Source organism: Burkholderia sp. Ax-1724 (assembly GCF_011752995.1).
Taxonomy (GTDB): Bacteria; Pseudomonadota; Gammaproteobacteria; order Burkholderiales; family Burkholderiaceae; genus Paraburkholderia.
Genome location: NZ_VWWL01000005.1, coordinates 147162 through 172416, shown reverse-complemented (window position 1 = coordinate 172416; position 25255 = coordinate 147162). Strand labels below are relative to the sequence as shown.

General features: G+C 64.1%; 22 protein-coding genes. 11 read left to right on the top strand and 11 right to left on the bottom strand.

The window, feature by feature from the left end:
* Positions 1-296 precede the first annotated feature (296 nt).
* The 4 genes from F3J19_RS08215 to F3J19_RS08200 all read left to right on the top strand — a co-directional run bounded on the left by F3J19_RS08215 (position 297) and on the right by F3J19_RS08200 (position 3851).
* Positions 297-872: a hypothetical protein gene (locus F3J19_RS08215; RefSeq protein ID WP_167039631.1), complete on the top strand. Its 576-nt coding sequence runs from the start codon at positions 297-299 to the stop codon at positions 870-872.
* A 109-nt stretch (positions 873-981) separates the two neighbouring features.
* Complete coding sequence (locus F3J19_RS08210) at positions 982-1602, top strand: LysE family translocator (RefSeq protein ID WP_167039629.1); 621 nt, start codon at positions 982-984, stop codon at positions 1600-1602.
* A 706-nt stretch (positions 1603-2308) separates the two neighbouring features.
* Positions 2309-3712: an OFA family MFS transporter gene (locus F3J19_RS08205; RefSeq protein WP_167039627.1), complete on the top strand. Its 1404-nt coding sequence runs from the start codon at positions 2309-2311 to the stop codon at positions 3710-3712.
* Positions 3713-3722: 10 nt separating this feature from the next.
* A complete protein-coding gene (locus tag F3J19_RS08200; RefSeq protein ID WP_167039625.1) occupies positions 3723-3851 on the top strand; it encodes an oxalate:formate antiporter in 129 nt (42 codons plus the stop codon).
* A 174-nt stretch (positions 3852-4025) separates the two neighbouring features.
* On the opposite strand, the gene F3J19_RS08195 is transcribed toward F3J19_RS08200, so the two are convergent.
* From F3J19_RS08195 to F3J19_RS08185, 3 genes are all read right to left on the bottom strand, one after another.
* A complete protein-coding gene (locus F3J19_RS08195) occupies positions 4026-4451 on the bottom strand; it encodes a DUF3830 family protein (protein WP_167039623.1) in 426 nt (141 codons plus the stop codon).
* A 264-nt stretch (positions 4452-4715) separates the two neighbouring features.
* Complete coding sequence (locus F3J19_RS08190) at positions 4716-5477, bottom strand: ABC transporter permease (RefSeq protein WP_167039621.1); 762 nt, start codon at positions 5475-5477, stop codon at positions 4716-4718.
* Positions 5474-6400 (bottom strand): ABC transporter ATP-binding protein, encoded by a 927-nt coding sequence (locus F3J19_RS08185; RefSeq protein ID WP_167039619.1) that lies wholly within the window; start codon positions 6398-6400, stop codon positions 5474-5476. The genes F3J19_RS08190 and F3J19_RS08185 overlap by 4 nt, the downstream gene beginning before the upstream one ends.
* A 422-nt stretch (positions 6401-6822) precedes the next feature.
* Here F3J19_RS08185 and F3J19_RS08180 point away from each other — a divergent pair, with 422 nt between their 5' ends.
* The 3 genes from F3J19_RS08180 (at position 6823) to F3J19_RS08170 (ending at position 9082) form a co-directional block, all read left to right on the top strand.
* A complete protein-coding gene (locus tag F3J19_RS08180) occupies positions 6823-7638 on the top strand; it encodes a sulfite exporter TauE/SafE family protein (RefSeq protein WP_167039617.1) in 816 nt (271 codons plus the stop codon).
* Entirely contained in the window at positions 7635-7937 is a 303-nt protein-coding gene (locus tag F3J19_RS08175) for a hypothetical protein (protein WP_167039615.1), read from the top strand. Before F3J19_RS08180 ends, F3J19_RS08175 begins: the two co-directional genes overlap by 4 nt.
* A 374-nt stretch (positions 7938-8311) precedes the next feature.
* Positions 8312-9082 carry a transporter substrate-binding domain-containing protein gene (locus tag F3J19_RS08170; RefSeq protein ID WP_167039613.1) on the top strand — a complete coding sequence of 257 codons (771 nt, stop codon included), beginning with the start codon at positions 8312-8314 and terminating at the stop codon, positions 9080-9082.
* A gap of 321 nt (positions 9083-9403) precedes the next feature.
* Here the strand turns inward: F3J19_RS08170 and F3J19_RS08165 are convergent, their stop codons facing one another.
* Positions 9404-9574, bottom strand: a complete 171-nt coding sequence (locus tag F3J19_RS08165) for a hypothetical protein (RefSeq protein ID WP_240158822.1) — start codon at positions 9572-9574, stop codon at positions 9404-9406.
* A 475-nt stretch (positions 9575-10049) separates the two neighbouring features.
* Here F3J19_RS08165 and F3J19_RS08160 point away from each other — a divergent pair, with 475 nt between their 5' ends.
* Complete coding sequence (locus tag F3J19_RS08160) at positions 10050-10673, top strand: ATP-binding cassette domain-containing protein (RefSeq protein WP_167039611.1); 624 nt, start codon at positions 10050-10052, stop codon at positions 10671-10673.
* A 139-nt stretch (positions 10674-10812) separates the two neighbouring features.
* Here the strand turns inward: F3J19_RS08160 and F3J19_RS08155 are convergent, their stop codons facing one another.
* On the bottom strand, positions 10813-11820 hold the full coding sequence (locus tag F3J19_RS08155) for an NAD(P)-dependent alcohol dehydrogenase (protein ID WP_167039609.1): 1008 nt from the start codon (positions 11818-11820) through the stop codon (positions 10813-10815).
* 292 nt (positions 11821-12112) lie between these two features.
* Between F3J19_RS08155 and F3J19_RS08150 the strand changes: the two genes are divergently transcribed.
* Both F3J19_RS08150 and F3J19_RS08145 read left to right on the top strand, forming a co-directional pair.
* On the top strand, positions 12113-12310 hold the full coding sequence (locus F3J19_RS08150) for a heavy-metal-associated domain-containing protein (protein WP_167039607.1): 198 nt from the start codon (positions 12113-12115) through the stop codon (positions 12308-12310).
* 78 nt (positions 12311-12388) lie between these two features.
* Entirely contained in the window at positions 12389-12784 is a 396-nt protein-coding gene (locus F3J19_RS08145; RefSeq protein ID WP_167039605.1) for a DUF305 domain-containing protein, read from the top strand.
* A gap of 152 nt (positions 12785-12936) precedes the next feature.
* Here the strand turns inward: F3J19_RS08145 and F3J19_RS08140 are convergent, their stop codons facing one another.
* From F3J19_RS08140 to prpC, 5 genes are all read right to left on the bottom strand, one after another.
* A complete protein-coding gene (locus tag F3J19_RS08140; protein ID WP_167039603.1) occupies positions 12937-14184 on the bottom strand; it encodes an MFS transporter in 1248 nt (415 codons plus the stop codon).
* A 140-nt stretch (positions 14185-14324) separates the two neighbouring features.
* The gene (locus tag F3J19_RS08135) at positions 14325-14957 is read right to left on the bottom strand and encodes a class I SAM-dependent methyltransferase (RefSeq protein WP_167039601.1); all 633 of its coding nucleotides are present in this window, start codon (positions 14955-14957) and stop codon (positions 14325-14327) included.
* A gap of 17 nt (positions 14958-14974) precedes the next feature.
* Positions 14975-16162, bottom strand: a complete 1188-nt coding sequence (gene prpF / locus F3J19_RS08130) for a 2-methylaconitate cis-trans isomerase PrpF (protein ID WP_167039599.1) — start codon at positions 16160-16162, stop codon at positions 14975-14977.
* Positions 16163-16317: 155 nt separating this feature from the next.
* Positions 16318-18915 (bottom strand): Fe/S-dependent 2-methylisocitrate dehydratase AcnD, encoded by a 2598-nt coding sequence (gene acnD, locus F3J19_RS08125; RefSeq protein ID WP_167039597.1) that lies wholly within the window; start codon positions 18913-18915, stop codon positions 16318-16320.
* Between the two features lie 228 nt (positions 18916-19143).
* Positions 19144-20313: a 2-methylcitrate synthase gene (gene prpC, locus F3J19_RS08120; protein WP_167039595.1), complete on the bottom strand. Its 1170-nt coding sequence runs from the start codon at positions 20311-20313 to the stop codon at positions 19144-19146.
* Between the two features lie 254 nt (positions 20314-20567).
* Between prpC and prpR the strand changes: the two genes are divergently transcribed.
* Positions 20568-22598 carry a propionate catabolism operon regulatory protein PrpR gene (gene prpR / locus F3J19_RS08115; protein WP_167039593.1) on the top strand — a complete coding sequence of 677 codons (2031 nt, stop codon included), beginning with the start codon at positions 20568-20570 and terminating at the stop codon, positions 22596-22598.
* 529 nt (positions 22599-23127) lie between these two features.
* Here prpR and F3J19_RS08110 read toward each other — a convergent pair.
* Positions 23128-25242: an HlyD family efflux transporter periplasmic adaptor subunit gene (locus tag F3J19_RS08110; protein WP_167039591.1), complete on the bottom strand. Its 2115-nt coding sequence runs from the start codon at positions 25240-25242 to the stop codon at positions 23128-23130.
* Positions 25243-25255 lie beyond the last annotated feature (13 nt).

Here is a 25255-nt window from a genome sequence, read left to right as displayed (position 1 = left end):
GCAAGCGGTTTCACGCTGCCAGCAGGCATCACGACTGGCGATGTTCGCTCACGCCGCGCGCAAGCGCCATCCGCGCATATTCCCCGGTATCCATTGCAAACACGGCCAGGTATGATGGGCGCGTTTGTCGACTCGATGCGGTCGGCTCGATACGGCCGGCCCGCCAGGCGAATCAGCCACGGGACCGGTACGCGGGCCGGCAGTCCGGCCCATTGCTACCCTGCTGATTGTTCTCCAGCGCGATGACTTCATTTAAACGGGCAACTTCCCTCGCTTCGCTCGCATCCGTCTCCCGCATGGCTCGCGCGCATTCGCCGCTAGGAGCCGTCGTGCTCAGGGGTTGCGGCGTCATGATGCTGCCGCTGATGCTGTCCGCCTGCTCGTGGTCGTGGTTCGGTCTCAACAGCAGTGCCACGCACGCCAAAGCCCATGGCACAGGGTCGCTCAGCGTGGCACCCGCCGACGACTTCGCCTACCTGCCCGCCCGCGCCGACCATATTTCGCCGAACCGCATCGAAAATACGGCGATGACCGGCATCGTGCTCAAGGACGATATCAACGAAGTCGTGCGCAAGCGCATCGCCTACAGTCTGCGTAGCGCCGGTTTTCGTATCGACGACAGGCGCCGCGTACTCAGCGGCAGCATTGAAACGTTTACGGTGGACGACACGCGTTCGCCGGCATTGTGGACGCTGAAGATACGCTACATGGTCATCGATACGGCCACGCAGAGGGTCATGTTCACGACCGCCTGCACCGTCAAGCGAAAGGCGCCGAAGTTCACGAGCAATACGATCGCGATCGAAGACACGGTGCAACTGAGCATCGATACCTTGATCGGCGATCCGGGCTTTATCAAGGCGGTGAACTGAGGACGGCCCGCGAAAGTGCGCGGCGGCGTCGCTACCATGCCTCTGCGAGCGCCGCGCGATCCGCCGCCGCGCGCTGCACCGTCACCTCACGTTCGGAGTGCGAGCCGTCATGTCCCTCACCGCCTGGCTGTTCTTCCTGCCCGCCTGTTTCGCCATCAACCTCGCGCCCGGACCCAATAACCTGCTATCCATCAACGTGGCCGCGCGCCATGGTTTCGTGAAAGCGTTCGTCGGCGGCACCGGTCGCCTGCTCGCTTTCGCGATGATGCTGGTGCTGGCCGCCACCGGTCTCGCGGTCGTGCTGCACGCCTCCGAATGGATCTTTCTCGCGATCAAACTGGCAGGCGCGGCCTATCTGATCTGGCTTGCCATTCAATTGTGGCGCAGCGACGCACCCGCTATCGATACGTCGCAACCTCAGGACGCGGCGCTCATTCGCCTCGCGCGCCAGGAATTTCTCGTGGCCGCCGGCAACCCGAAAGCGATTCTGGTTTTCACCGCGTTTCTGCCGCAATTCGTCGACGTCTCGCAGCCGATACTCCCGCAGTTTGCCGTGCTCGGCGCGAGTTTTCTCGTGCTCGAATGGGTCGCGATCGCGCTGTACTCGTGGGCCGGCATGTATCTCGGCAAATGGCTCGGGCGCGCAAAAGTCCGCCGCTGGTTCAATCGCTGCTGCGGTGGATTTCTGGCGGCGATCGGAGTGAGTTTTCTGCTGGTTCGGCGTGGGTGAGGGACTGAAGTCAGGACGACTGTTCATGCTCGTTGACCTTTATATTTCCGAATCATGAACGGCGGAACGTTCGGCGATTCGATTCGTTATCTTTCCGGTTGGTCAGCCGAATGAAAAACACACATCCGTATAGCGGCAGATATTGACCGACGAGTCGGCTTCGTGGGTAGCTCGCGGCATCCGGTCTCGGCGTATCTGGCGCCCGACTGTCCGATCCCGGTATTCGTCGCGATGGGCCGATCCGGCACCCATACCACACCGGCCCATTCGTTTTTGCGTACGCATTTTTTGCATGTCCCGCCCGCCTCGGCCCGGTAAAACCGCCACGGCAAACATCCCTCATTGCACGCCCATCCACGTCAAACCGCACCGGTTTTCCCACGATTTGCGCAAAAGCGTACCTGACAGCCGCTTTTCACCAGGATGACACCTTATGCCATCGCATCTCATATTGCGAAGCCGCGACACACGTCCTATTGTCGTGCAAGGCGGGAATCCCGGAGCGGCGGGCCCAGGCTATATGAAATAAAAATACATATAGGAACGGCGCGATGACCTGTGCACGCTATACTCCGCCGCTTGAAGAAAATGTATGAAGCGCCGATAACAGAAGAATCTCACACACAACTACGTTGATGGGAGCGGGTCATCGCGCAAGCCTCGACCCCGCGCGCCAGCCCCGCCCCCAGTCCATAGGAGACTGACTATGAGCAGCATCAGCGAGCCTGACGGCCAGCAAAATTCCGCCCCATTCTTTTCCAAACAGGCCACCGTCGCCCAACCCGGTTTTTCACGCTGGATGGTGCCGCCCGCCGCGCTCGCCGTGCATCTGTGCATCGGCCAGGCGTATGCGTTCTCGGTGTTCAACGGCCCGCTCACGAAAGTGATCGGCATCACGCAGTCCGCCCCCGATGACTGGTCGCTGACCGCGCTCGGCTGGATCTTTTCGCTCGCGATCGTGTTCCTCGGTTTGTCGGCGGCATTCGCCGGCAAATGGCTCGAACACGTCGGTCCGCGCCGCACGATGTTCACGGCCGCCTGCTGCTTCGGCGGCGGCTTTCTCGTCTCCGCGCTCGGCGTGTATCTGCATCAGATCGTGCTGCTCTATCTCGGCTATGGCGTGATCGGCGGCATCGGGCTCGGCCTCGGCTACGTGTCGCCGGTGTCGACGCTGATCCGCTGGTTCCCGGACCGCCGCGGCATGGCGACCGGCATGGCGATCATGGGCTTCGGCGGCGGCGCGATGATCGCCGCGCCGCTCTCGGTCGCGCTGATGAACCACTTCCACAGCGCGACGAGCGTCGGCGTGGCCGAGACGTTCATCGTGCTCGGCATCGTCTATTTCATCTCGATGTCGATCGGCGCACTCGCCATCCGCGTGCCGCCGGCAGACTGGAAACCGGCCGGCTGGACGCCGCCTGAAACGACGCAGAACCGCCTGATCTCGCGCAATCACGTGCATATCGACCAGGCATTGAAGACACCGCAGTTCTATCTGATCTGGCTCGTGCTGTTCCTCAACGTGACGGCCGGCATCGGCATTCTCGGCCAGGCCTCGGTGATGATCCAGGAGAGCTTCAAGAACTCGGTGACGGCGGCCGCCGCGGCCGGCTTCGTCGGCCTGCTGTCGCTGTTCAACATGGGCGGGCGTTTCGTGTGGGCGTCGGCGTCGGACTGGATCGGCCGCAAGAACACCTATGCGATTTTCTTCGTGCTTGGCGCGGTGCTCTATTACCTCGTGCCGAGCTTTGCCGCGAACGGGCAGATCGCGCTGTTCGTGCTCACGTACTGCATCATTCTGTCGATGTACGGCGGCGGCTTTTCGACAGTGCCGGCCTATCTCGCCGACATGTTCGGCACGGCGTTCGTCGGCGGCATTCATGGGCGTTTGCTGACGGCGTGGGCCGCGGCGGGCGTTGCGGGCCCGGTGCTCGTCAACTACATTCGCGCCTATGAAGTCGCGAACGGCGTCGCGAAAGCGGACGCCTACACGATGACCGTGCACATCATGGCCGTGCTGCTCGTGATCGGCTTTATCTGCAACCTGCTGGTCAAGCGCGTGGATGCAAAGCACCACATGACCGATGCACAAGTCGCCAAGGGCGCGTAAGGAGACCCGTATGTCGAACGTTCAAACCACTCATCCGACCAACAAGGCGATGCTCGCCGTGTTCTGGCTCTACGTGATGATTCCGCTCGCGTGGGGCGTGATCAATACGCTGTCGCAGGCGATGAAGCTGTTCAGGTGAAGTCGCGCGCACCCCGTCCGTTCATGCGGTGGGGTGCGCGCAGTGCCTTGAGTCGTGCCTTGAGTCGTGCTTTGTCATGAGGCCGCGATGCGGCCTCTTTTCATTGGCCCGGCGAGCGGCGATGAGTTGCCGGCGAGCGTCGGCAGGCCGCCATCGCGCCGTGCCCGTCAGCCCTCAGATCTTCTCGAACACCACGTCCTGCGCGCCTTCCCACAGCACCTTGACGCCGAGTTCGCGCAGCTTCTCCTTGCCCTCGACGATCGTCAGGAAGTGATTGCCGGCAAGCTGTCCCAGCTTGCTTGCGAAGCAGCACGAACCATAGGCGAGGATGATCTCGGTTTCGCTATAGCCGCCCGGATAGAACAGGATGTCGCCGACCGACGGATGGCTCGTGTGATTCTCGAAGCCGACCGCGACGCCGTCGTTCTCGAGCCTGAAATCGCCGAGCGGCACCCAGCAGCCCTCGCCGCTCCAGCGCACGTGAATGAGCTTCTGCCGATACGGCAGCAGCTTCAGGAACGCGGCCACCGTCTGCGGCGCATCGGGATGGGTTTCGGCGATAAAGGTGTGGCCGCAGGCGGTCATTCGGAGTCGGGTCATCGCGGGGTATCCGGTAGGGCGGGTTGAAGGGCGAGTCTGCAAGACAGCGGCGAACGGCGCGGTCGAGGCGGCATGCTGAAGCGCGTTCAGTAAGATTACGCGAACTTCATTCTCCCTTTCGATACGGGATTTCGACAGATACAGTTGCCCACGCACTGGTCAGGCCAGTTAGACCTGTCCGGTTCGACCGGTTGCGGCCACACGGCAACGCGCCGCCCCGCGAAGGTTGTCGCATCGCGAAGCGGCGCGCCCCGGCCGACGTCGTCAGCTCTTGAGCCGGTAACCCGTCCTGAAGATCCAGCCGACGATCACGAGAAACACCGCGAGAAACAGCAGCGTCATGCCGAGGCTCAGGCCCACATCGACGTCGCCGAGCTCGAAGAAGCTCCAGCGAAAGCCGCTCACCAGATAGACGATCGGATTGAACAGCGTCACGCCGCGCCAGAACGGCGGCAGCATGTTCACCGAGTAGAAGCTGCCGCCGAGAAACGTGAGCGGCGTGACGATCAGAAGCGGCACCAGTTGCAGCTTCTCGAAGCCGTCCGCCCAGATGCCGATGATGAAGCCGAGCAGACTGAACGTGACCGCGGTCAGCACGAGAAACAGCACCATCCAGAACGGATGCATGATCTGCAACGGCACGAAGAATCCCGCCGTCGCGAGAATGATGAGGCCGAGCAGGATCGACTTGCTGGCCGCCGCGCCAACATAGCTCACGACAATCTCGAGATACGACACCGGCGCCGACAATAGTTCGTAGATCGTGCCCGTGAAGCGCGGAAAGTAAATCCCGAACGACGCGTTCGCGATGCTCTGCGACAGCAACGACAGCATGATGAGCCCCGGCACGATGAACGCGCCATAACTGATGCCGTCCACTTCCTTGATGCGCGAACCGATCGCCGAGCCGAACACGACGAAATACAGCGACGTGGAAATGACCGGCGCGATGATGCTTTGCATCAGCGTGCGCCACGTGCGCGCCATTTCGAACTTGTAGATCGCGCGCATTGCGTAGATGTTCATTGATCCCCCCGCAGCAGATTGACGAAAATGTCTTCGAGCGAACTCTGCGTGGTGTGCAGGTCCTTGAAGCGGATGCCCGAATCGTCGAGCGATTTGAGTAGCGCGATGATGTCGGTACGCCCGCCCTCGCCTTCATAGGTGTAGATCAACTCGTTGCCGCCCTTCGCGAGCGCGAGCGTGTAACCCGCGAGCGAGCCCGGCACCGCGTCGAGCGGGCTCTCCAGTTGCAGCGTCAACTGCTTCTTGCCAAGCTTGCGCATCAACTCGGTCTTCTCTTCGACGAGCATGATCTCGCCCGCGTTGATGACGCCGATGCGGTCGGCCATCTCCTCGGCCTCGTCGATGTAGTGCGTGGTGAGAATGATCGTCACGCCGCTGCCCGTGAGCGAGCGCACGAGCTTCCACATGTCGCGCCGCAGTTCGACGTCGACGCCGGCGGTCGGCTCGTCGAGAAACAGCACGCGCGGTTCGTGCGACAACGCTTTTGCGATCAGCACGCGGCGCTTCATGCCGCCCGAGAGCGTCATGATCTTGTTGTTGCGCTTCTCCCATAGCGACAGGTCGCGCAACACTTTCTCGATGTAGGCCGGGTTCTTCGGCTTGCCGAACAGACCGCGGCTGAACGAGACGGTGGCCCAGACGGTTTCGAACGAGTCGGTGGTCAGCTCCTGCGGCACGAGGCCGATCAGCGAGCGGGCCGCGCGATAGTCGGCGCCGATGTCGCGGCCGTCGACCGTCACGCGGCCTTCGCTCGCATTGACGATGCCGCAAATGATGCTGATGAGCGTGGTCTTGCCCGCGCCGTTCGGGCCGAGCAAGGCGAAGATTTCACCACGGTTGATCGCCAGATTGATGTTCTTCAGTGCCTGAAAACCACTGGCATAGGTTTTCGACAGATTCGTGACGGAGACGATTGGCTGCATGGATTCGTTGATGGCCGACACCGATAACTGAGTGGAAGAAACGACGCGAGCGCGTCGCCGCTTCCGCAATGTAATGGAAAGTGCGAAAGCGTGCAGAGCAGGTGGACGAAGCGATGGCCGGTTGCCCCGCTGCGCATGCGTGGTCGACAAGCGGGTTCGAGGCAAGTCGATCGCTGACCGCCGCGCCGTTCCGGTTTGCCGAACCATCGGAATCGAGCCATGAAGCGCTCCCGAAGAAACCGGCGCATGGTGCCGTGGGCAGGCGTTATCGGTCCTCTCCTCAGGCACGGTATCATTCGCCCTCACTCACCGGCCGCTTCCCGCTCCGCGCGAGACGCGCAACCGAAGCGGCCACACGATACCAGCAGACCACGCGCGACATCGCCCTGCCGATTCGCGCGCCTCATTCACGGATTGCCACCATGCCTCATTTCGACCTCGCCAGCGGCATACTGGGCTCAAGCCTGCAAACGCTCGATCTCTATGCGCTCATCGGCATCGTCGCCGCGCTGTTGATCGGCGGCATGGTCAAGGGCGTGGTCAGCATCGGCGTGCCGCTCGTCGCGATGCCGATCCTGAGCCACTTCCTGCCGATCAAGGCGGCCGTGCTGCTGCTGTCGATGCCGATCATCCTCGGCAATATTCCGCAGGCGCTCGAAGGCGGCGAACTGCTGCCGACGATGAAGCGCATCGCCGCACCGCTGATCGGCACGGTCATCGGCAATCTGGTCGGCGTGATGGTGCTGATCTCGCTTGCGCCGCATCGCGCGCAAGCGGCGGCCGGCGCCTTGCTGATGATCGCGGCCGTGCTGCTGCTCGCGGCGCCGCGGCTTACGTTGTCACCGGCATGGGCGAAGCCCGCTGGGCTCGCGCTCGGCTTTGGCGCGGCGTTGATGGAGAGCATCGCGTCGGTGCCCGGGCCGTTGCTCGCGATGTACCTGATCGCGACGGGCGCGACCGGCAAGGCGTTCACGAAGCAGATCGCGATCATCCTCGTGGTGTCGATCATCACGCTCGTCGCCGCGTTCAGCGGTGGCGCGCATGCAAGCTGGAGCGATCTGGCGATTTCGGTGTGCGCGAGCGTGCCCGTGATCGCGGGCATCCTGCTCGTGCGGCCGTTGCGCGACCGCCTGCCGCCGGCAGTGTTTCGTGTGCTGGTGCTGCTGTTCGTGCTGGTCGCCGCCGCGCAGATGATCTGGAAATCGGGGGTTTTGCAGGCGTTGGTCGGCGGGCAATGAGCCGCTATGCGGGGTCTTTTGGCCTCTCCACATTCTTTCTGCTTGCCGTCTGCATCGTCGCCATCATCGTGGTGATTTCAACGTTCCGCGCCTTGTGCTTCATCTTTTCAGGCCAGAACGACCGTATGCAGCGTGCGAAGCAAATGCTCCGTGTATCGACACGACGCACGCTCATCAGCGTCGTCGCCGTGAGCGCAACAGGCCGTCTCTGGAGTGATGGGCAGAGGACATACGAACCCGCTCGTTTATCCGGCCGATCGATTGCACCGTTGAACGGTCGCCTGATAAAAGCTACGTAGTGCGCAGTTGTTATGCGGGTGAAAAAAGAATGATCAGAGTCTATGACCGGAATGGCTCACGACTCCTTGCCGAGCGAACCTACGTCGATCTATCGGACGACCCGGTCATCGCTGCAATACCCGGAGAACGACAATCTCGGCACGATAAAACTTCCGCCCTCGCTCTACGACCGCTTCATGGCGAAACTGCCCTGAAGCACGCATGACGCGATTCGTCGCCACTCCCGGGCTCGCTCATGCCGCGAGCTTTTTTTCCGCCAGGCACTCTGATCGGTAAAAGTGATCGCGATAGGCCAATACGAGCTATTCCCCCGCATAAAGGCATCCTACTATCGGCTGGACCGGAGACACCCCATTTTTCCCGACCATCCGATATGAAAAAAATACCGTCGATTCTGCTTTCCATCGCATTGGCTTTCAGCAGCAGCGCCTTCGCGCGCGAGGGCGACACCGTGCGCCTCGGCATCGATCCGACCTATCCGCCCATGGACGCCAAGGCGCCCGACGGCTCGCTCAAGGGCTTCGACGTGGACCTCGGCAACGAAATCTGCCGCCGCATTCACGCGCATTGCCAGTGGGTCGAACTGGAGTTCTCCGGCATGATTCCGGCACTGCAGGCGCGCAAGATCGACGCGATCATGTCTTCGATGGCGATCACGGCAAAACGCGAGCAACAGATTCTCTTCACATCCAAGCTGTACCAGTTCAAGTCGCGGCTCGTCGCGCGCAAGGGCGCCACGTTCGGCACCACCGGTCAGTCGCTGGCCGGCAAGTCGATCGGGGTGCAGTCGGGCACGCAGTTCGAAAGCTATGCGCTCGCGAACTGGGCGCCGGCCGGCGCGAACGTCGTCCCCTACAAGAGCCAGGAAGAAGTGTTCGCCGACCTGCTCAACGGGCGCCTCGACGCGGCGCTGCTCGGCTATGTCGAAGCCGATTATGGCTTCCTGCGCACGCCGCAGGGCAACGGCTTCGCGTTCGTCGGCGGTCCGCTCTCGATGGGCGACCGCGGCACGGGAATGGGCCTGCGCAAGGATGAAACCGCGTTGCAGGCGCAGATGAACGATGCGATCGCAGCGATGCTCAAGGACGGCACCTATGCGCAGATCGCACGCCGGTATTTCGATTTCGATCCGTACGGAAACTGAAAACTGGGGAAGGGAGCACTGGGCGCTGCGATTAGCGCCGCGCTTTGCGGCGCCGGTCATAACATGAGGATGGTCCTCACTGTCGCGGACAAAACGCCAACGGGTCGATGAGCGACGGGCCTCTGCGGGCCCGTTCGCATCATCGCCACTTTCTCTCAGGTCCTGCTTTTTTCGCCGATGCCGGCCCGCATCGGCGGTTCCTCGCCGCTTTACTTACCTGGGTCCTCGCGTCTAACTCCGTCCTACCGCATCCGGATTGGGCGCCTTGCTTCGCTGCGCCGCTTCTCTGTGCCGCTTCGACTCACTCTTCACGCAGGCGGCTCAAGCCTCCAAGCCCGACTCCACCGTCAGCCTGCCGCGCAATCTCGCGATACGGCTGCGCTGACTCGCAATCAGTTCATGCGTTTCTTCGAGTGCGCCAATGCGCTGCGCCCAATAGCCCTGATCGAACTTCGGCGGCGTGGCGCCTTCGCGCGTCACGTAGCCGATCATGTTCTCGATATGCCGTCATTCGCTGTCCGCCAGATTGGCCGGACGCCGCCCGCCACGCTGCGCGGCTCGCGGCCTGCTCGTACCGTTCATCGTCGCTACCCCGTACCTTTCCTGCTGGCCGTCGATAGTCGTCGCATCGATCGCTCAACTGAAAGCGATCTGCAATCTAATCGTATGACCATAACGCACGTTTCCGGCACGGCTTGACCGTGTGTCTCAAAATTGGCCGCCGACACGCAAAATTCCGGCTTTCCGGGTCTTTCCGGGTATTCCCTCACCCTGCCCCGGGCTTTGCCGATGCGCTGGCCGCCCTCGCTTGCCCCATGCCGCCAGCCTCACCTCGCTTGCCCCACCTCGCTCTACTGACAACATTCCGCCGGACTGCCATCGCCCCAACGCGCGGGCCACGAGGCGAATGGCTCACTCGACGCGCGCTGCTACACTGGCGCGCATCCGTCATTCCCGCCCTCAACCCATGCTTCGATTCGACAACCTCAGCAAGCGCTACGGCGAACGCGTCCTCTTCGAGGGGCTGCATTACGACGCGTCGTCCGGATGCTTCGCGTTGAACGACGAGTCCGGCAGCGGCAAGTCGACGCTGCTCGGCATTCTTGCCGGCGCGCTCGAAGCCGATAGCGGCGACGTATGGCTCGGCGGCCATTCGCTGCGCGGCGCGCGAGCCGCCGCGCAGGCCGTGCTCACCTATGTGCCCGAGGACAGCATGAGCTGGCCGGCGCAGACGGGCCGCGCGTATCTGGCGCAGGTCGCGTCGACGAGAAAGACCGTGCTCGACGACGAGGTGCTTGCGCTCGCCGGGCGCTTCGGTCTCGCGCCTCATCTCGACAAGCGTTTCGAACAGATGTCCTACGGCAGCCGCAAGAAGGTGTTTCTGAGCGCGGCCATGCTGGGCGACACGCGCGTGCTGATCGCCGACGAACCGGCCGGCGGCCTCGATGCATCGGCGCGTGGCGTGTTGGCCGAGCTGTTCAGAACGCTCGGCCAAACCCGCACGGTGTTTTTCACGAGCTACGACGAGGCCTTCACGCAAGCCTGCGAGGCGACGCGCATCGGCTTCGCCGATCTCTCCAGGGCTGCGTGAAAAAGGCCATCTGAAAAGGCCGCTTGAAACGGACGACTTCAAACAGGCCGCCTGAACAGGCTGCATGAACAGCGCTTGCCTGAAAAAAAGCGACCCGAGCCGCACCGGAACCGCCAGGCGGCACGTCACCGCGCACCGCTCAGATCGCGACGCAGATCTTGCCGAAGTGCGCGCCCGACGCTTCGTGACGGAACGCATCGGCCAGCTTGTCCAGTTCGAACGTGCTATCGATCACAGGCTTGATGCCCGTCGTTTCGAGCGCGCGAATCATCTCGATCTGATCGTGGCGGCTGCCGACGATCAGCCCTTGCAAACGCTGTTGCCGCGCCATCAGATGCGCGGTCGGCACCGGACCTTCGCGGCCGGTCAGCACGCCGATCAGCGCGATATGGCCGCCGATCCGGCAAGCCGTGATCGATTGCGGCAACGTGCCGGGGCCGCCCACTTCGATCACGTGATCGACACCGCGCCCGCCGGTCAGTTGACGCACCTGCTTGCCCCACTCGGGATTCTCGCGATAGTTGATCGTATGGTCGGCGCCGAGTTCGCGCAGCTTCGCGAGCTTCCCGTCCGACGACGACGTCGCGATCACCGAGGCGCCCATCGCCTTCGCCAGTTGCAAGCCGAAGATCGACACGCCGCCGGTGCCGAGCACGAGCACCGTGCTGCCCGCCTTCAACTGACCATCGACGACGAGCGCGCGCCATGCGGTCAAACCGGCCGTGGTCAGCGTCGCGGCCTCGGCGTGACTGTAGCCGGCGGGCGCATGCGTGAAGTAATGGCTCGGCAGCACGACGGCCTCGCGCGCATAACCGTCGACGCCATCGCCCGGAGTCGTCGAAAAATCGGCGATCGGTGCGGGCCCGTTTTCCCACAGCGGGAAGAAGCACGACACGACGTGATCGCCTGGCTTGAATTCGCGCACGCCGTCGCCCACCGCTTCGACAACGCCCGCGCCATCGGCCATCGGAATGCGCCCGGCTTCGGCGGGCAGTACGCCGCTCACCACGCCGTAGTCGTGAAAATTCAGCGAGCTGGCGCGAATGCGCACGCGAATCTGTCCCGCGGCGGGTTGACCGGGATCGGCGAGATCGACGACCTGAAGATGATCGACAGTGGCGGGCGAACCGATTCTGACGGCTTTCATGTTGCGTTCCTTGGTGAGTTGCGCAGGCGTTTCATGCAGCATTGCAAGCACTCGGCGCATGCCAGGTGCCTGAATACCTGAAGCAGTTGCCCGCATCGGGCATACCGGCCTTATCCGTGCATCGGCACGTTGGCGAGAGCAGTTCGTCAAAGAATACCGCAAGCGGTTTTTATGCGTCGGCATCCATGCACACATTCATGTCAGGTGCATGTCAGATGCATGAGATTGCGCTTGACCTTGCCACTGCGGGAAGGTCCACGATGCATAAATCATTGCTGACCGGAGAGAGTCAATGGAATTCGTCATCCCCGACATGGCCTGCGGCAGCTGTGCGAAAGCCGTCGCGCATGCGCTGAACCGCATCGATCCCACGGCGAGAATCGACATCGACGTGGCCGTTAAAATCGCGAGAGTCACATCGGCCTTGCCCGCGCAACGGTTCGCCGATGCGATCGAGGCGGCGGGCTTTCATCCTTCGCACCGAAGCTGATTAACAGATTAAGCGATTCAACGTGTGCATCGCAGTAGCAGCGTGACCGAGGCTTCCCCCTATCAACAGGACACCACTATGAAAAACCTTCGCGCTTTCCGCGCTCTCTGTTTGTTCAGCGGTTTGGCCTTCGCGGTGGCGGCCATGCCGGCTCACGCGCAGCATCAGGGCATGCCCGGCATGGAGATGGAGGATTCGGAGCACGCCGGCGCGGGCGATTCGACGCAGGCCTTCAAGGCCGCCGACGAGCGCATGATGCACGACATGAGCGCCCCCGAATACACAGGCGACGCCGACCGCGACTTCGTCGCGCATATGATCCCGCATCATCAGGGCGCGATCGAGATGGCGCAGGCGGAACTGAAATACGGCAAGGACCCGGAGATCAAGCGGCTCGCGCGCAACATCATCAAGGCGCAGCACGATGAAATCGCGTTGATGAAACGCTGGCAGGACAAGCACGGCGACAAGTGAGCCGGTGAGATTCGACGGCGAGGCGCGCGCTTCGCTGTCGAATCTCCGTCGAATTGAAGTCGAACCGCTCAATACCGCATGAACGACTGCCATTGTGTGTCGAGCGGAATGCGCGAGCATTCCACTCGGCCCCTTCGATCACGCGTGAAAAATCACCAGCGCGGCCGCTTGCGCAACAGCGGCGTCATCGCGATCAAACCGACAATCGGACCCGGCAGCAACAGCCAGGCCACGTGTACGTCGAGCGCGTGATAAACGCTCGTCGACCACAAGATCGAGCAGGCCGACAGAAAGAAGCCGAAGCTGTTCTGCAACGTCAGCGCGCCGCCGATCTTGTCGGCGGGACAGGCCTTGACCGACAGCGCTGAAAACTGCGGCGAATCGGCGATCACGCTGATGCCCCACACGAGCAGCAGCGCAAGCTGCGCGGCGGTGCCGAGCGAACTCGTCAGCGGATAGATCGCGCACAGCGTGCCCGATATCGTCAGCGCGAGTGCCGCCGTGCGCGCGCTGCCTACCGATTTGCTGAGCCTGCCGCCCGCGAGGCAACCAAGCGCGCCGATGGCGATAATCAGAAACGACCACCATGCCACTGTACTCGCGGGCGCTAGCACACCGCCCGTTGCGAAGGCCCGTTGCACGAGCAGCGGCGTGAGCGTCCAGAACGCGTACAGCTCCCACATGTGGCCGAAATAGCCGAGCGCGGCAGCGCGAAACTCGCCGATTCGCACCACCTGCCCGATGCCCGCCGACAAACCGAAGCGGCGATTGCCCGAGCGTCGCGCGTGCGGCCCTTCGCCGAGCGAAACGACCAGCAGCGCGCCGAGCACCGCGAGCACCGACGATGTCAGCACCACCGTTTGCCACGGCACCGTCGACAGCAACGCGCGAATCGCATGCACCGACGCCGTGCCGAGCGTCAGCATCGCGACGAGCAGCGCGAGCGTCTGCGCGGCGCGCTGCGGAGCCCACGTGACGAGCAGCTTCATGCCGAGCGGATAGATGCCCGCAAGCGCGACGCCCACGCCGAAGCGGAACGCGAGCGCCGAGGCGAGCCCGCCGCTGCACAGCGCGAACAGCGCATTCAGCGTCGCGCCGAGCACGCCGCAGACGGCGAACACCTTGCTGGCCGACACGCGATCGGCGAGTCCGGTCGTAGCGGACAGCAGCGTGCCGACGATAAAACCGGCCTGCACCGCATTCGTAAGCCAGCCGATACCCGATGCGCTCAGTTGCCACGCGACCTGCAAATCGCGCATCGCGCCGTTCGCGCTGAACCACAGCGAAGTGCCGAGCAGTTGCGCAATCGCAATAACGATAACCGCGCGATTCGCGCGCGCGGCCCTACGCGCCGCGTCTTCGGGATTGCCGGCGTCCGCCGCATCCAGCCTGTCCTGCATCGTGTCTCCTCTGCCTCCCGATTCTGATGCGCGTGCCGTGAGCCTTAAGCCGTCAGCCGCAATCGGCCGGTCACGCACGAGCGTGCTGCTCATTGTAGACGAGCGGCCGATTCGCTTTGCCGCGCAGCGGCGCGAACGGACTACGGCCAGCCCGGCGGAACCGACTTCTCGAACACGAGCCGGGTCCACGTCACGCCGTGATCGCGATTGGCCTGCTGCACCGATGAGGTCTGCAACTCGCACACGAGCCGCAAGCCCTGCATGCTCGCGAGGCGAATCGTTTCTTCCGGCGTGACGTCGAACATGCGGCGGCCCTCGGGCACCGGCCCGTGCCGTAGCGACATGATCGACACGCCGCCAGCGCGCAGCAACGACGCGATGCGAGGCATCGCGCGATGGCGCTGCTCTTCGTCGAGGTGCATCCACACGGCGGTCAGCATCACCGCATCGAAGGTCCCGCGCCGCGCCAGCAGAACGGCGAGATCGGGCAGGCTGTCGTCGAGCCATTCGACCGGCGCCGATGGATGCAACTCGCGCGCCGCCTCGCGTAGTTCATCGACCGGTTCGATGGCGACCACCGCATGCCCGAGCGCCGCGAGCGCGGCCGCATCGGTGCCGATGCCGCAACCGATATCGACGATTTTCGCGGGCGCGTCCGGCATGAAATGCAGGATCGGGCCATGCTGCCCGGCAAACGAAATCGCGCGCCATTGCTCGCGCAGCGCCGGCGCGCGCTCCGCGTAACCCTCGGTGCCGCTGACGTTGATGGACATCGGTTGCGCGCGATGCCTCAGCCCTGCTGCGGCACCCTCACCCAGCCTTCCATCAGCACGCGCGCGCTGCGGCTCATCAGCGCCTTCGTCACGACCCACTCGCCGTTTTCGAGGCTCGCCTGCGCGCCCACGCGCAGCGTGCCCGACGGATGCCCGAAGCGCACCGACTCGCGCTCGCCGCCGCCCGCGGCCAGATTGACAAGCGTGCCCGAAATCGCCGCGGCCGTGCCGATCGCGACGGCCGCCGTGCCCATCATCGCGTGATGCAGCTTGCCCATCGACAGCGCGCGCACCAGCAGATCGACGTCGCCCGCCTCGACCGGCTTACCGCTCGACGCCACATAGCTGGCCGGCTTCGCGACGAACGCGACCTTCGGCGTGTGCTGGCGCGTCGCGATCTCGTCGAGATGCCTGATGAGACCCATGCGCAGCGCGCCGTGCGCGCGAATCGTCTCGAACATCGCGAGCGCCTTTTCGTCGCTGTTGATCGCGTCCTGCAACTCGGTGCCCTTGTAGCCGATGTCCTCGGCGTTGAGGAAGATCGTCGGAATGCCCGCGTTGATCATCGTGGCCTTCAGCGTGCCGACGCCGGGCACGTCGAGATCGTCGACGAGCTTGCCGGTCGGGAACATCGCGCCGCCCGCGCCGTCTTCCTCGGCGGCCGGGTCCATGAATTCGAGCTGCACTTCGGCGGCCGGGAACGTTACGCCGTCGAGTTCGAAGTCGCCGGTTTCCTGCACCGCGCCGTCGGTCATCGGCACGTGCGCGACGATCGTCTTGCCGATGTTGGCCTGCCAGATGTGCACGGTCGCGAGGCCGTCGCGCGGCACGCGGCTCGCCTCGACGAGACCCGCGCCGATCGCGAACGGCCCGACCGCCGCCGACAGATTGCCGCAATTGCCGCTCCAGTCGACGAACGCCTTATCGATCGATACCTGGCCGAACAGATAGTCGACGTCGTGATCGGGCCGGCTGCTGCGCGCCACGATCACAGTCTTGCTCGTGCTCGACGTCGCGGCGCCCATGCCGTCGATCTGCTTGCCGTACGGGTCGGGGCTGCCGATCACGCGCATCAGCAGCGCGTCGCGCGCGGCGCCCGGCTGTTGCGCGGCCTCGGGCAAGTCCTGCAAGCGGAAAAACACGCCCTTGCTGGTGCCGCCGCGCATATAGGTGGCCGGAATCTTGATCTGGGGAAGGTGGGCCATGAGAGTGTCCTGAGATGAAATCGTCTTCGATGGGAGGCGATGCGGCATCGTCGGGCCGCATCGCATTGTTCTGCTTCGTGTTCGCCGCAATCACGCTTGCGGCGCAAACCGCCGGTACCGGTCGTAAAACCCAGCGGCGTCAAACCATCAAACCATCAGGCCGCCGCTTGCGTCGATTCGAGAAAGTCCTGCGCGAAACGCTGCAACACGCCGCCCGCTTCGTAGATCGACACTTCCTCGGCCGTATCGAGCCGGCACGTGACGGGCACCTCGACACGTTCGCCGTCCTTGCGATGAATCACGAGCGTGAGGTCCGCGCGCGGCTTGCGCTCGCCGGTCACGTCGAAGGTTTCGGTGCCGTCGATGCCGAGCGTCAAACGGTTCACGCCGTGCTTGAATTCGAGCGGCAACACGCCCATGCCGACGAGGTTCGTGCGGTGAATCCGCTCGAAGCCTTCCGCAACGATCGCTTCGGTGCCGGCAAGACGCACGCCCTTCGCGGCCCAGTCGCGCGACGAGCCCTGGCCGTAGTCGGCGCCCGCGATCACGATCAGCGGCTGCTTGCGCTCCATGTAGGTTTCGATCGCTTCCCACATGCGCGTGACCTGGCCTTCGGGTTCGATGCGCGCGAGCGACCCGGCCTTCACCTGGCCGTTGTCGAGCACCATCTCGTTCTTCAGCGTCGGGTTCGCGAAGGTCGCGCGCTGCGCGGTCAGATGATCGCCGCGATGCGTCGCGTAGGAATTGAAGTCCTCTTCGGGCAGGCCCATTTTCGTCAGGTATTCGCCGGCCGCGCTGTCCGGCAGAATCGCATTCGACGGCGAAAGATGGTCCGTCGTGATGTTGTCGCCGAGTACGGCCAGTGCGCGCATGCCCCTGAGCGTGCGCTCGCCCGCGAGCGCGCCTTCCCAATACGGCGGACGGCGAATATAGGTGCTCGTCTCGCGCCACTCGTAAAGCGGATTCGCCTGCTCGCCGCTCTCGGCAGCGAGCGCGAACATCGGTTCATACACCTTGCGGAATTGCTCGGGCTTCACGCTCGCGGCGACGATCGCATCGATCTCCGCATCCGACGGCCAGATGTCTTTCAGCGTGACCGCATTTCCATCGGCATCGATACCGAGCACGTCCTTCTCGATGTCGAAGCGGATCGTGCCCGCAATCGCATAGGCGACGACGAGCGGCGGCGAGGCCAGAAACGCCTGCTTCGCGTACGGATGAATGCGCCCGTCGAAATTGCGGTTGCCCGACAGCACGGCGGTCGCATACAGATCGCGCTCGATCACTTCCTTCTGGATTGCCGGGTCCAACGCGCCGGACATGCCGTTGCACGACGTGCAGGCATAGGCGACCACGCCGAAGCCGAGCTGTTCGAGTTCCGGCAGCAGCCCCGCCTCTTCGAGGTACAGCGTGACCGCCTTCGAGCCCGGTGCGAGCGAGGTCTTCGCCCACGGCTTGCGCGTGAGTCCGCGACGGTTCGCGTTGCGCGCGAGCAGACCCGCCGCGATCATGTTGCGCGGGTTGTTCGTATTCGTGCAGCTCGTGATCGCGGCGATGATGACCGCGCCGTCCGGCATCAAGCCGGGCTCGTTCTCGACCTTGCCGCTGATGCCGCGCGCGGCGAGGTCCGCCACCGGCAAACGGCGATGCGGATTCGAGGGGCCCGCGAGCGTGCGCACGACCGTCGAGAGATCGAACTTCAGCACGCGCTCGTATTCGGCATGCCTGAGCGTATCGGCCCACAAGCCGGTTTGCTTCGCATAGGTTTCGACGAGCGCAACGAGCGCGTCGTCGCGGCCGGTCAGCTTCAGATACCTGATCGTCTGTTCGTCGATATAGAACATCGCGGCGGTCGCGCCGAATTCGGGAGCCATGTTCGCGATGGTCGCGCGATCGCCCAGGGTCAGGTTCGCCGCGCCCTCGCCGTAGAACTCGAGGTAGGCGCCGACCACTTTTTCCTTGCGCAGGAATTCGGTCAGCGACAGCACCACGTCGGTCGCGGTGATGCCCTCGCCCGGCTTGCCCGTCAACTCCACGCCGACGATATCGGGCAGCCGCATATACGACGCGCGGCCAAGCATCACGCTCTCCGCTTCGAGGCCGCCCACGCCGATCGCGATCACGCCGAGCGCATCGACCATCGGCGTATGCGAGTCGGTGCCGACGAGCGTATCGGGAAACGCGACGCCGTCCTTCACCTGCACGACCGGGCTCATGCGTTCGAGGTTGATCTGATGCAGGATGCCGTTGCCGGGCGGAATCACGTCGACGTTGCGAAACGCGCGCTTGGTCCAGTTGATAAAGTCGAAGCGGTCTTCGTTGCGGCGGTCTTCGATCGCGCGGTTCTTCGCGAACGCATCAGGATCGAAGCCGCCGCATTCGACGGCCAGCGAGTGATCGACCACGAGCTGCGTCGGCACGACCGGATTGACGAGCGACGGGTCGCCGCCTTGCGCCGCAATCGCATCGCGCAGGCCGGCGAGATCGACGAGCGCGGTCTGCCCGAGAATGTCGTGACAGACAACGCGCGCCGGAAACCATGGGAAATCGAGTTCGCGCTTGCGGCCGATGATCTGCCTGAGCGATGCCGCGAGCGTCGCCGGATCGCAGCGGCGCACGAGATTTTCGGCAAGCACGCGCGACGTGTACGGCAGCTTGTCGTAAGCGCCGGGTTCGAGCGCATCGACCTCGGCACGCGTATCGAAGAAGTCGAGTTCGGTGCCGGGAAGGCGTTTGCGATTGGCAGTATTCATGGCGTAGGGGACAGGACAGTTATCGGCCGCCGAGGGAAAGTCCGGCTGCGGCCGGCGCGTCGAGCGCGCGGCCGGCCGGACAGTGCGGGTAGTTTAGCTCGCTGCTGGCGTGTTGCTGAATTGCGGGTGTTTTGATGCGTGTTTTGCTGCGTGCTTTGACATGTGCTTCGCGGCTTATTTCGCTCAATACCGGGCGGCACGCGTGACACAGGCCGCCCGGGACTGGCCTCAAACGCGCTTCGCAAGCGGCACGAACGGCAGGTCGTCCGGGCCGGTGTAATTCGCGCTCGGCCGGATGATCTTGTTGTCGATGCGCTGCTCGATGATGTGCGCGCTCCAGCCCGCCGTGCGCGCGATCACGAAGATCGGCGTGAACATCGCGGTCGGCACGCCCATCATGTGATACGACACCGCACTGAACCAGTCCAGATTCGGGAACATCTTCTTCGCTTCCCACATCACCGCTTCGAGCCGCTCCGCAATCGAGAACAGCTTCGTGTTGCCTGCTTCCTTCGAGAGCTTCTGCGCCACATCCTTGATGACCTTGTTGCGCGGGTCCGAGATCGTGTACACCGGATGACCGAAGCCGATCACGACTTCTTTGTTCTCCACGCGGCGACGGATGTCCGCCTCGGCTTCGTCGGGCGTCGGGTAGCGCGACTGGATCTCGAAGGCGACCTCGTTGGCGCCGCCATGCTTCGGCCCGCGCAGCGCGCCGATGGCACCGGTGATCGCCGAATACATGTCCGAACCCGTGCCCGCGATCACGCGGCCCGTGAACGTCGAGGCATTGAACTCGTGTTCGGCGTAGAGATTAAGCGAGACGTGCATCGCATCGACCCACGACTTCGACGGCTCGACGCCATGCAGCAGATGCAGGAAGTGGCCGCCGATCGAATCGTCATCGGTTTCGACCTCGATGCGTCTGCCGTTGTGCGAGTAGTGATACCAGTAGAGCAGCATCGAGCCGAGCGAGGCCATCAGCTTATCGGCGATATCGCGCGCGCCGGGCAGGTTGTGGTCGTCCTTCTCGGGCAGCACGGTGCCGAGTACGGAAACGCCGGTACGCATCACGTCCATCGGATGCGCGGCGGCCGGAATCCATTCGAGCGCGGCCTTGACGTTGGCGGGCAGTCCGCGCAGGCCCTTGAGCTTTGTTTTATAGGCTTTCAGTTCGGCGGCGGTCGGCAGCTTTTCGTGGACCAGCAGATAGGCGATCTCCTCGAATTCGCAGGCACCGGCGATGTCGAGAATGTCGTAGCCGCGATAGTGAAGGTCATTGCCGGTCTTGCCGACCGTGCACAGCGCGGTATTGCCCGCGGTCACGCCCGACAGCGCGACGGATTTCTTCGGTTTGAATGCGCCCGCGTTCGGCGTGCTGTTGTCTGCTTCGCTCATCGATTGTCTCCAGATACGGGTGGGGCGTTGGACTTGGAACCGTGGACCGCAGCTTCAAACGCAAAGAATGGGCCAGCCCCTGCCCGGCTCGCCAGGTGCCGGCTAAGTGCCTGATTTAACGGGCGACTGCCGCCACCGACCGCGTACGGCTCATCGTATTTCATTTCAGAAATGAAATGCTAATTTCAAATCAGCAATGAATGCTCGCATAATAGGTACTTTAGGCACTCCCACTCTCCCGCGAGCCGACCGCCTTGAGCACGCCACTTTACGAACCGGCGCAGCGCCCGCGCATCTGGGCGCTCTCCATCAGCCGCCTGCGCGACCTGTTCTTCGAGATCGCCGGCGAATACGTCGAGCGCGCGGATCTGCGCATCGTCTCGCACGGCTTCGAGGACGCGGTGCGCGAGATCGAAGGCGCGGGCGCCGCGCGGCCCGACGTCGTGATCGCGGGCGGCTCGAACGGCGCGTATCTGAAGACGCGCGTGTCGGTGCCGGTCGTGCGGATCAACGCGACCGGCTTCGACGTGATGCATGCGCTCGCGCGCGCGCGTCGCGAGGGCAAGCGTGTCGCGCTCGTCACGCACGGCGACACGCCCGACGAAGTGCGCCGCTTCATGGCCGCCTACACGCTCGACGTGACGTTCGCGTCGTATCAATCGGCGCAGGACGCGGAAAGCGTCGTGCTCGACCTCAGCGATCGCGGCATCGACGTCGTGGTCGGCCCCGGCCTCGTCACCGATCTGGCCGCGAACGCGGGCATGGGCGCGGTGTTTCTCTATTCGCGCGCCTCGATACGCGCCGGCTTCGCGACCGCGCTCGAAGTCGCACAGGCGACGCGCCGCGAAACCGTGCGCCGCCAGCGGCTCGACACGCTGCTGCAACATCTGCGCGACGGCGTCGTCGCGCTCGACGCGCAAGGCCGCGTCGAGGTGATGAACCAGCGGCTGGCCGGCGTGCTCGGCATCGATCCCGCGAAGGCGGTCGGGCGCACGCTGCTCGAACTCGCGCCCGACCTCGCCGGCAGCCTGCCCGATGCGGACGGCGACAGCTTCTGCACCGTGCGCGGCGCGAGCTACGTCGTGCATCGCGGACCGCTCGCGAGCAATAGCGCGGCAGGCGGCACCGTACTCACGTTTCAGGAATCGCGCGCGCTCGAGCGGCTCGACCGCACGCTGCGCTCGCGCCAGCGCGTGCAGCAGTTCACCGCGCGCTACCGGCTCGACGATATCGTCGGCGTGTCCGAGCCGATCCAGCGCGTGCGCGCGCTCGTCGCGCGTTATGCGAAGTCGGACGCAACCGTGCTGATTCTCGGCGAGAGCGGCACCGGCAAGGAAATGGTCGCGCAGAGCATGCATCAACTGAGCGCGCGGCGCGACTTCGCGTTCGTCGCGATCAATTGCGGCGCGTTTCCCGAAGCGCTGCTCGAAAGCGAGCTGTTCGGCTACGAGGAAGGGGCGTTTACGGGGGCGCGCAAGGGCGGCAAGGCGGGGCTCATCGAGGTCGCGCATCGCGGCACCCTGTTTCTCGACGAGATCGGCGAGATGCCGTTGTCGCTGCAAAGCCGCCTGCTGCGCGTGCTGCAGGAGCGCGAGGTGGTGCGGCTCGGCTCGACGGAGCCGGTGCGCGTCGATATTCGCGTCATCGCGGCGACGCATCGCGCGCTGACCGAAAGCGTCGCGAACGGCAGTTTTCGCGCGGACCTGTACTACCGGCTCAATATCCTCAGCATTGCGCTGCCGCCGCTGCGCGAACGGCCCGGTGATCTACTGCCGCTCGCGGCCGAACTGCTGCGCCAGGCCGCCGCGCGCGAACCGAGGCTGGCGGCGCGCTTGCCCGACACGGAGACCGCCGCGCGCATGCTCGCGGGACTCGGCGCGACATTGCGGCGCTATGGGTGGCCGGGTAATGTGCGCGAATTGCAGAATGTGATCGAGCGGATTGCGGTGGAGCTTGCGGATGCGGGTGCCTGTGCGTATGCAGAAAGCGATGCTGATTTCGCGGCAGGCAGCGGTGCGAACGCAAATACGAGTGCGAACGCCCTGCCGAAAGACTCGGCCATCGTTACGCGCGAGATGTTGCGTTCGGTCGCACCGGAAATCGTCGAACCCGTCGCGCGCGCGAAGCCCGCCGTGCTGACGCTGCGCGAACGCAGCCGTCATGTCGAAGCCGATGAAATCCGCGCGGCGCTCGCGGCGCATGGCGGTGATCGCGATGCGGTGTGTGCGGCGCTCGGCATCAGCAAGACGACGTTGTGGCGCAGGCTGAATGCGGCGGGTCGTTAGGCAAGGTATCGACGGTGCGCACGTTGAAACCGCTGTGCGGATGACAACGCTTGCCCGCTAATTCGATCTGCTCTGCCGATAGGTGCAAAGCCTTGTCTAGTAGCCTTTTTATTTCGGGTATGTGGCTGGAAACATCGCTGTAGCCGAGCGCGTCGGTCTCTGCCGCCAAATCATCTCTTCGAAGAAAAATACATAAATCAGCGTTGCAGACAACCTGCTCGCCGCTTCAGAGCGAAGGAGAATCTACCACCGTTAATCGACACGAAGATTCGATTTCTCGACAGGCGCGAGCACGAAATTACCGGCGGTGATCTACGAGCAACACGATTTATTAGCGAAACATTGGATTCAATTGAAGTCGAGCCACGCGAAGATCGATAGATAGCTCTGTTCGTCGCACATAGCGTGACAATGGCAATGCTGCGACTGCTCTAACTATTGTTTTGCAGTCAAAATATGCCCCGCCTCAGCGAGGCCCTACACAGCACAGCAACGCAGCAACACAACAAGCGTCATACCGCAAAGCCCCCTAAAACCCCGCCTCCCTCTGCAAAATCGCCACAACATACCGCACACCGCGCCCGATAAAACTCTCGCGCCCCGCTCCCAACTGCACCATCCCGCTCACCTCGCGCCCGATCGCCGGCACACCATCGCACGCATCGAAGCGCACCTGCCACGTCGCCTGCAACGGCACCAACTGATGCGTCTTCGCATCGTACTCGGCCGGAATCGGCCCGCCGTAAGTACTCGCGACCGAAGGCTGATCGAGCGTCGTCACGTTGACCTCGTCGATCGCCTCGATACGGCACGCGCGACGCGGCAGCTCCGCGACGTTCGCCACGAACACCGCACGCTGCCCCGCCCTCAGGCGCGCCACGTCGCTCTCGCCGACAAACGCAAAACCCTTCACGCCAGTCGGCGCGATCAGATCGAACAAGCGCTCGCCGCGCGGCAGCCACATGCCCGCGGCCAGCGCATCGCCGGCAATCTGCACGTGGCCGTCGAACGGCGCGCGGATCGTCAGTTGCGCGATCTGCGCCTGCAAGCCCGTCACCGTCTCGCGCGCAGCGTCCCAACGGCGCGCGAGCGCCGTGCCCTGGCGTTGCAAGCGCTCGTCAAACGGTTGCTGTTCGACTTCCCAGCGCAATTGCGCTTCGTCGGCCTGCGCGGCCTTCAGCCGATAGTCGAGATCGGGCGACACCAGCACCGCCAGCGTCTCGCCCGCATGCACGAACTGGCCGTCGCGCGCGGGCGGCGGCTCGGCGGCGAGGTAGCCGGGTCCGACCGCGTAGAGTCCCTGCGCGCGTTGCGGCCCAAGCACTGCGGGCGCGCTCACGCCCGCGTGCCACGGCACCGCGAAAAAGATCAGCAGCGCCGCGCCGAGCAGAACACTCCTGCGTGTCTCGCGCCGCCAGCGCAATTCACCGCGCCGCTGCCAGCTCGCGGCGGCCTCGCGCCAGATCGGCCGCACGATGAACCAGCCGAATTCGACGAAGAACAGCAGCATGCCGAGCAGCTTGAAAAACGCGTGATAGACGACGAGCGCAATCGACATGAACACGACGAGCCGGTACAGCCATGTCGCAAACGAAAAGCCGATCAGAAAGCGCCGCCGCGCGGCCGAACACGGCTCGGGCTGCGGATCGCCGAGGCCGAACAGCCCTTCGCGCAGCCACCAGCGGCCGAGCGCGAACGCGCGGTCGTGCAGGTTCGGCATGTCGAGCCAGTCCGACAGCAGGAAGTAGCCGTCGAAGCGCATGAACGGACTCGCGTTGATCGCGAGCGTCGCGATCCAGGTCGTGGTCGCGAGCAGGAACGCGCCGGCGCGCAGCGGTCCGTCGGGCAGCACGCTCCACGCCAGTGTCGCGAACGCGGCGAGCGCGATTTCGCTCAGCATGCCGGCCGCGCCGATCCACAAGCGGTTCTTGCGCTCGGGCACTTTCCACGCTTCGGTCGTATCGGTGTAGAGCACGGGCAGCATCACGAGCAGCGCGACGCCCATCGTCGGCACGCGGCAGCCGTAACGCTGCGCGGTAAACGCATGGCCGAATTCGTGCAGCACCTTCGCGCAGCCGAGCGCGATGCCCACGCCGATCAGGCCGCGCCAGTCGGCGTAACCGTGGAACGTGTGCAGGAACTCGTCCCAGCGGCGCGAGGCGAGAAACAGCCCGGCCAGCGCGCACACCGCCACCACGCACCAGAACGCGGGCCGGTACGCGAACCCGGCGAAGCGCGCGGCGCGGCGCAGAAACGGCATCGGGTGCCAGAGCGGAATGCGGATCATCAGATAGTGCTTGAGCAGCCACATCGCCCGCGTCGTGCGATGCGCGTCGGCGTGCTGTTGCAGGCGCGCGGTGTCGGCGGCGCTCGCGGCGATCAGCAGATTCTGCTGACGCAGCATGCGCACGAGCAGGTCGAGATCGTCGGATGTGACGGTAAGCGTCGTGTCGCGATTCACGCTGTCGACGATCGCGCGCGGATCGTCGAGCGGCCAGCGCGACAGCAGTTCGAACGCGGGCCAGCCGAGCTGGAAAAAGCGGTTCGCGGCGGGATCGTGCAGCATCCAGGTCGGCGCACCCTCGGGGGTCGCGGCGCCTCGTGTGAGCGTCAGTTCCTGACGCAGTTGCGGAAGTCGGGCCATGATGCGATGAATT

Bases quoted from the DNA above. Each gene is read 5' to 3' on its own strand.
- F3J19_RS08215 (WP_167039631.1), top strand. From the start codon at position 297: ATGGCTCGCGCGCATTCGCCGCTAGGAGCCGTCGTGCTCAGGGGTTGC.
- F3J19_RS08210 (WP_167039629.1), top strand. From the start codon at position 982: ATGTCCCTCACCGCCTGGCTGTTCTTCCTGCCCGCCTGTTTCGCCATC.
- F3J19_RS08205 (WP_167039627.1), top strand. From the start codon at position 2,309: ATGAGCAGCATCAGCGAGCCTGACGGCCAGCAAAATTCCGCCCCATTC.
- F3J19_RS08200 (WP_167039625.1), top strand. From the start codon at position 3,723: ATGTCGAACGTTCAAACCACTCATCCGACCAACAAGGCGATGCTCGCC.
- F3J19_RS08195 (WP_167039623.1), bottom strand. From the start codon at position 4,451: ATGACCCGACTCCGAATGACCGCCTGCGGCCACACCTTTATCGCCGAA.
- F3J19_RS08190 (WP_167039621.1), bottom strand. From the start codon at position 5,477: ATGAACATCTACGCAATGCGCGCGATCTACAAGTTCGAAATGGCGCGC.
- F3J19_RS08185 (WP_167039619.1), bottom strand. From the start codon at position 6,400: ATGCAGCCAATCGTCTCCGTCACGAATCTGTCGAAAACCTATGCCAGT.
- F3J19_RS08180 (WP_167039617.1), top strand. From the start codon at position 6,823: ATGCCTCATTTCGACCTCGCCAGCGGCATACTGGGCTCAAGCCTGCAA.
- F3J19_RS08175 (WP_167039615.1), top strand. From the start codon at position 7,635: ATGAGCCGCTATGCGGGGTCTTTTGGCCTCTCCACATTCTTTCTGCTT.
- F3J19_RS08170 (WP_167039613.1), top strand. From the start codon at position 8,312: ATGAAAAAAATACCGTCGATTCTGCTTTCCATCGCATTGGCTTTCAGC.
- F3J19_RS08165 (WP_240158822.1), bottom strand. From the start codon at position 9,574: ATGATCGGCTACGTGACGCGCGAAGGCGCCACGCCGCCGAAGTTCGAT.
- F3J19_RS08160 (WP_167039611.1), top strand. From the start codon at position 10,050: ATGCTTCGATTCGACAACCTCAGCAAGCGCTACGGCGAACGCGTCCTC.
- F3J19_RS08155 (WP_167039609.1), bottom strand. From the start codon at position 11,820: ATGAAAGCCGTCAGAATCGGTTCGCCCGCCACTGTCGATCATCTTCAG.
- F3J19_RS08150 (WP_167039607.1), top strand. From the start codon at position 12,113: ATGGAATTCGTCATCCCCGACATGGCCTGCGGCAGCTGTGCGAAAGCC.
- F3J19_RS08145 (WP_167039605.1), top strand. From the start codon at position 12,389: ATGAAAAACCTTCGCGCTTTCCGCGCTCTCTGTTTGTTCAGCGGTTTG.
- F3J19_RS08140 (WP_167039603.1), bottom strand. From the start codon at position 14,184: ATGCAGGACAGGCTGGATGCGGCGGACGCCGGCAATCCCGAAGACGCG.
- F3J19_RS08135 (WP_167039601.1), bottom strand. From the start codon at position 14,957: ATGTCCATCAACGTCAGCGGCACCGAGGGTTACGCGGAGCGCGCGCCG.
- prpF (WP_167039599.1), bottom strand. From the start codon at position 16,162: ATGGCCCACCTTCCCCAGATCAAGATTCCGGCCACCTATATGCGCGGC.
- acnD (WP_167039597.1), bottom strand. From the start codon at position 18,915: ATGAATACTGCCAATCGCAAACGCCTTCCCGGCACCGAACTCGACTTC.
- prpC (WP_167039595.1), bottom strand. From the start codon at position 20,313: ATGAGCGAAGCAGACAACAGCACGCCGAACGCGGGCGCATTCAAACCG.
- F3J19_RS08110 (WP_167039591.1), bottom strand. From the start codon at position 25,242: ATGGCCCGACTTCCGCAACTGCGTCAGGAACTGACGCTCACACGAGGC.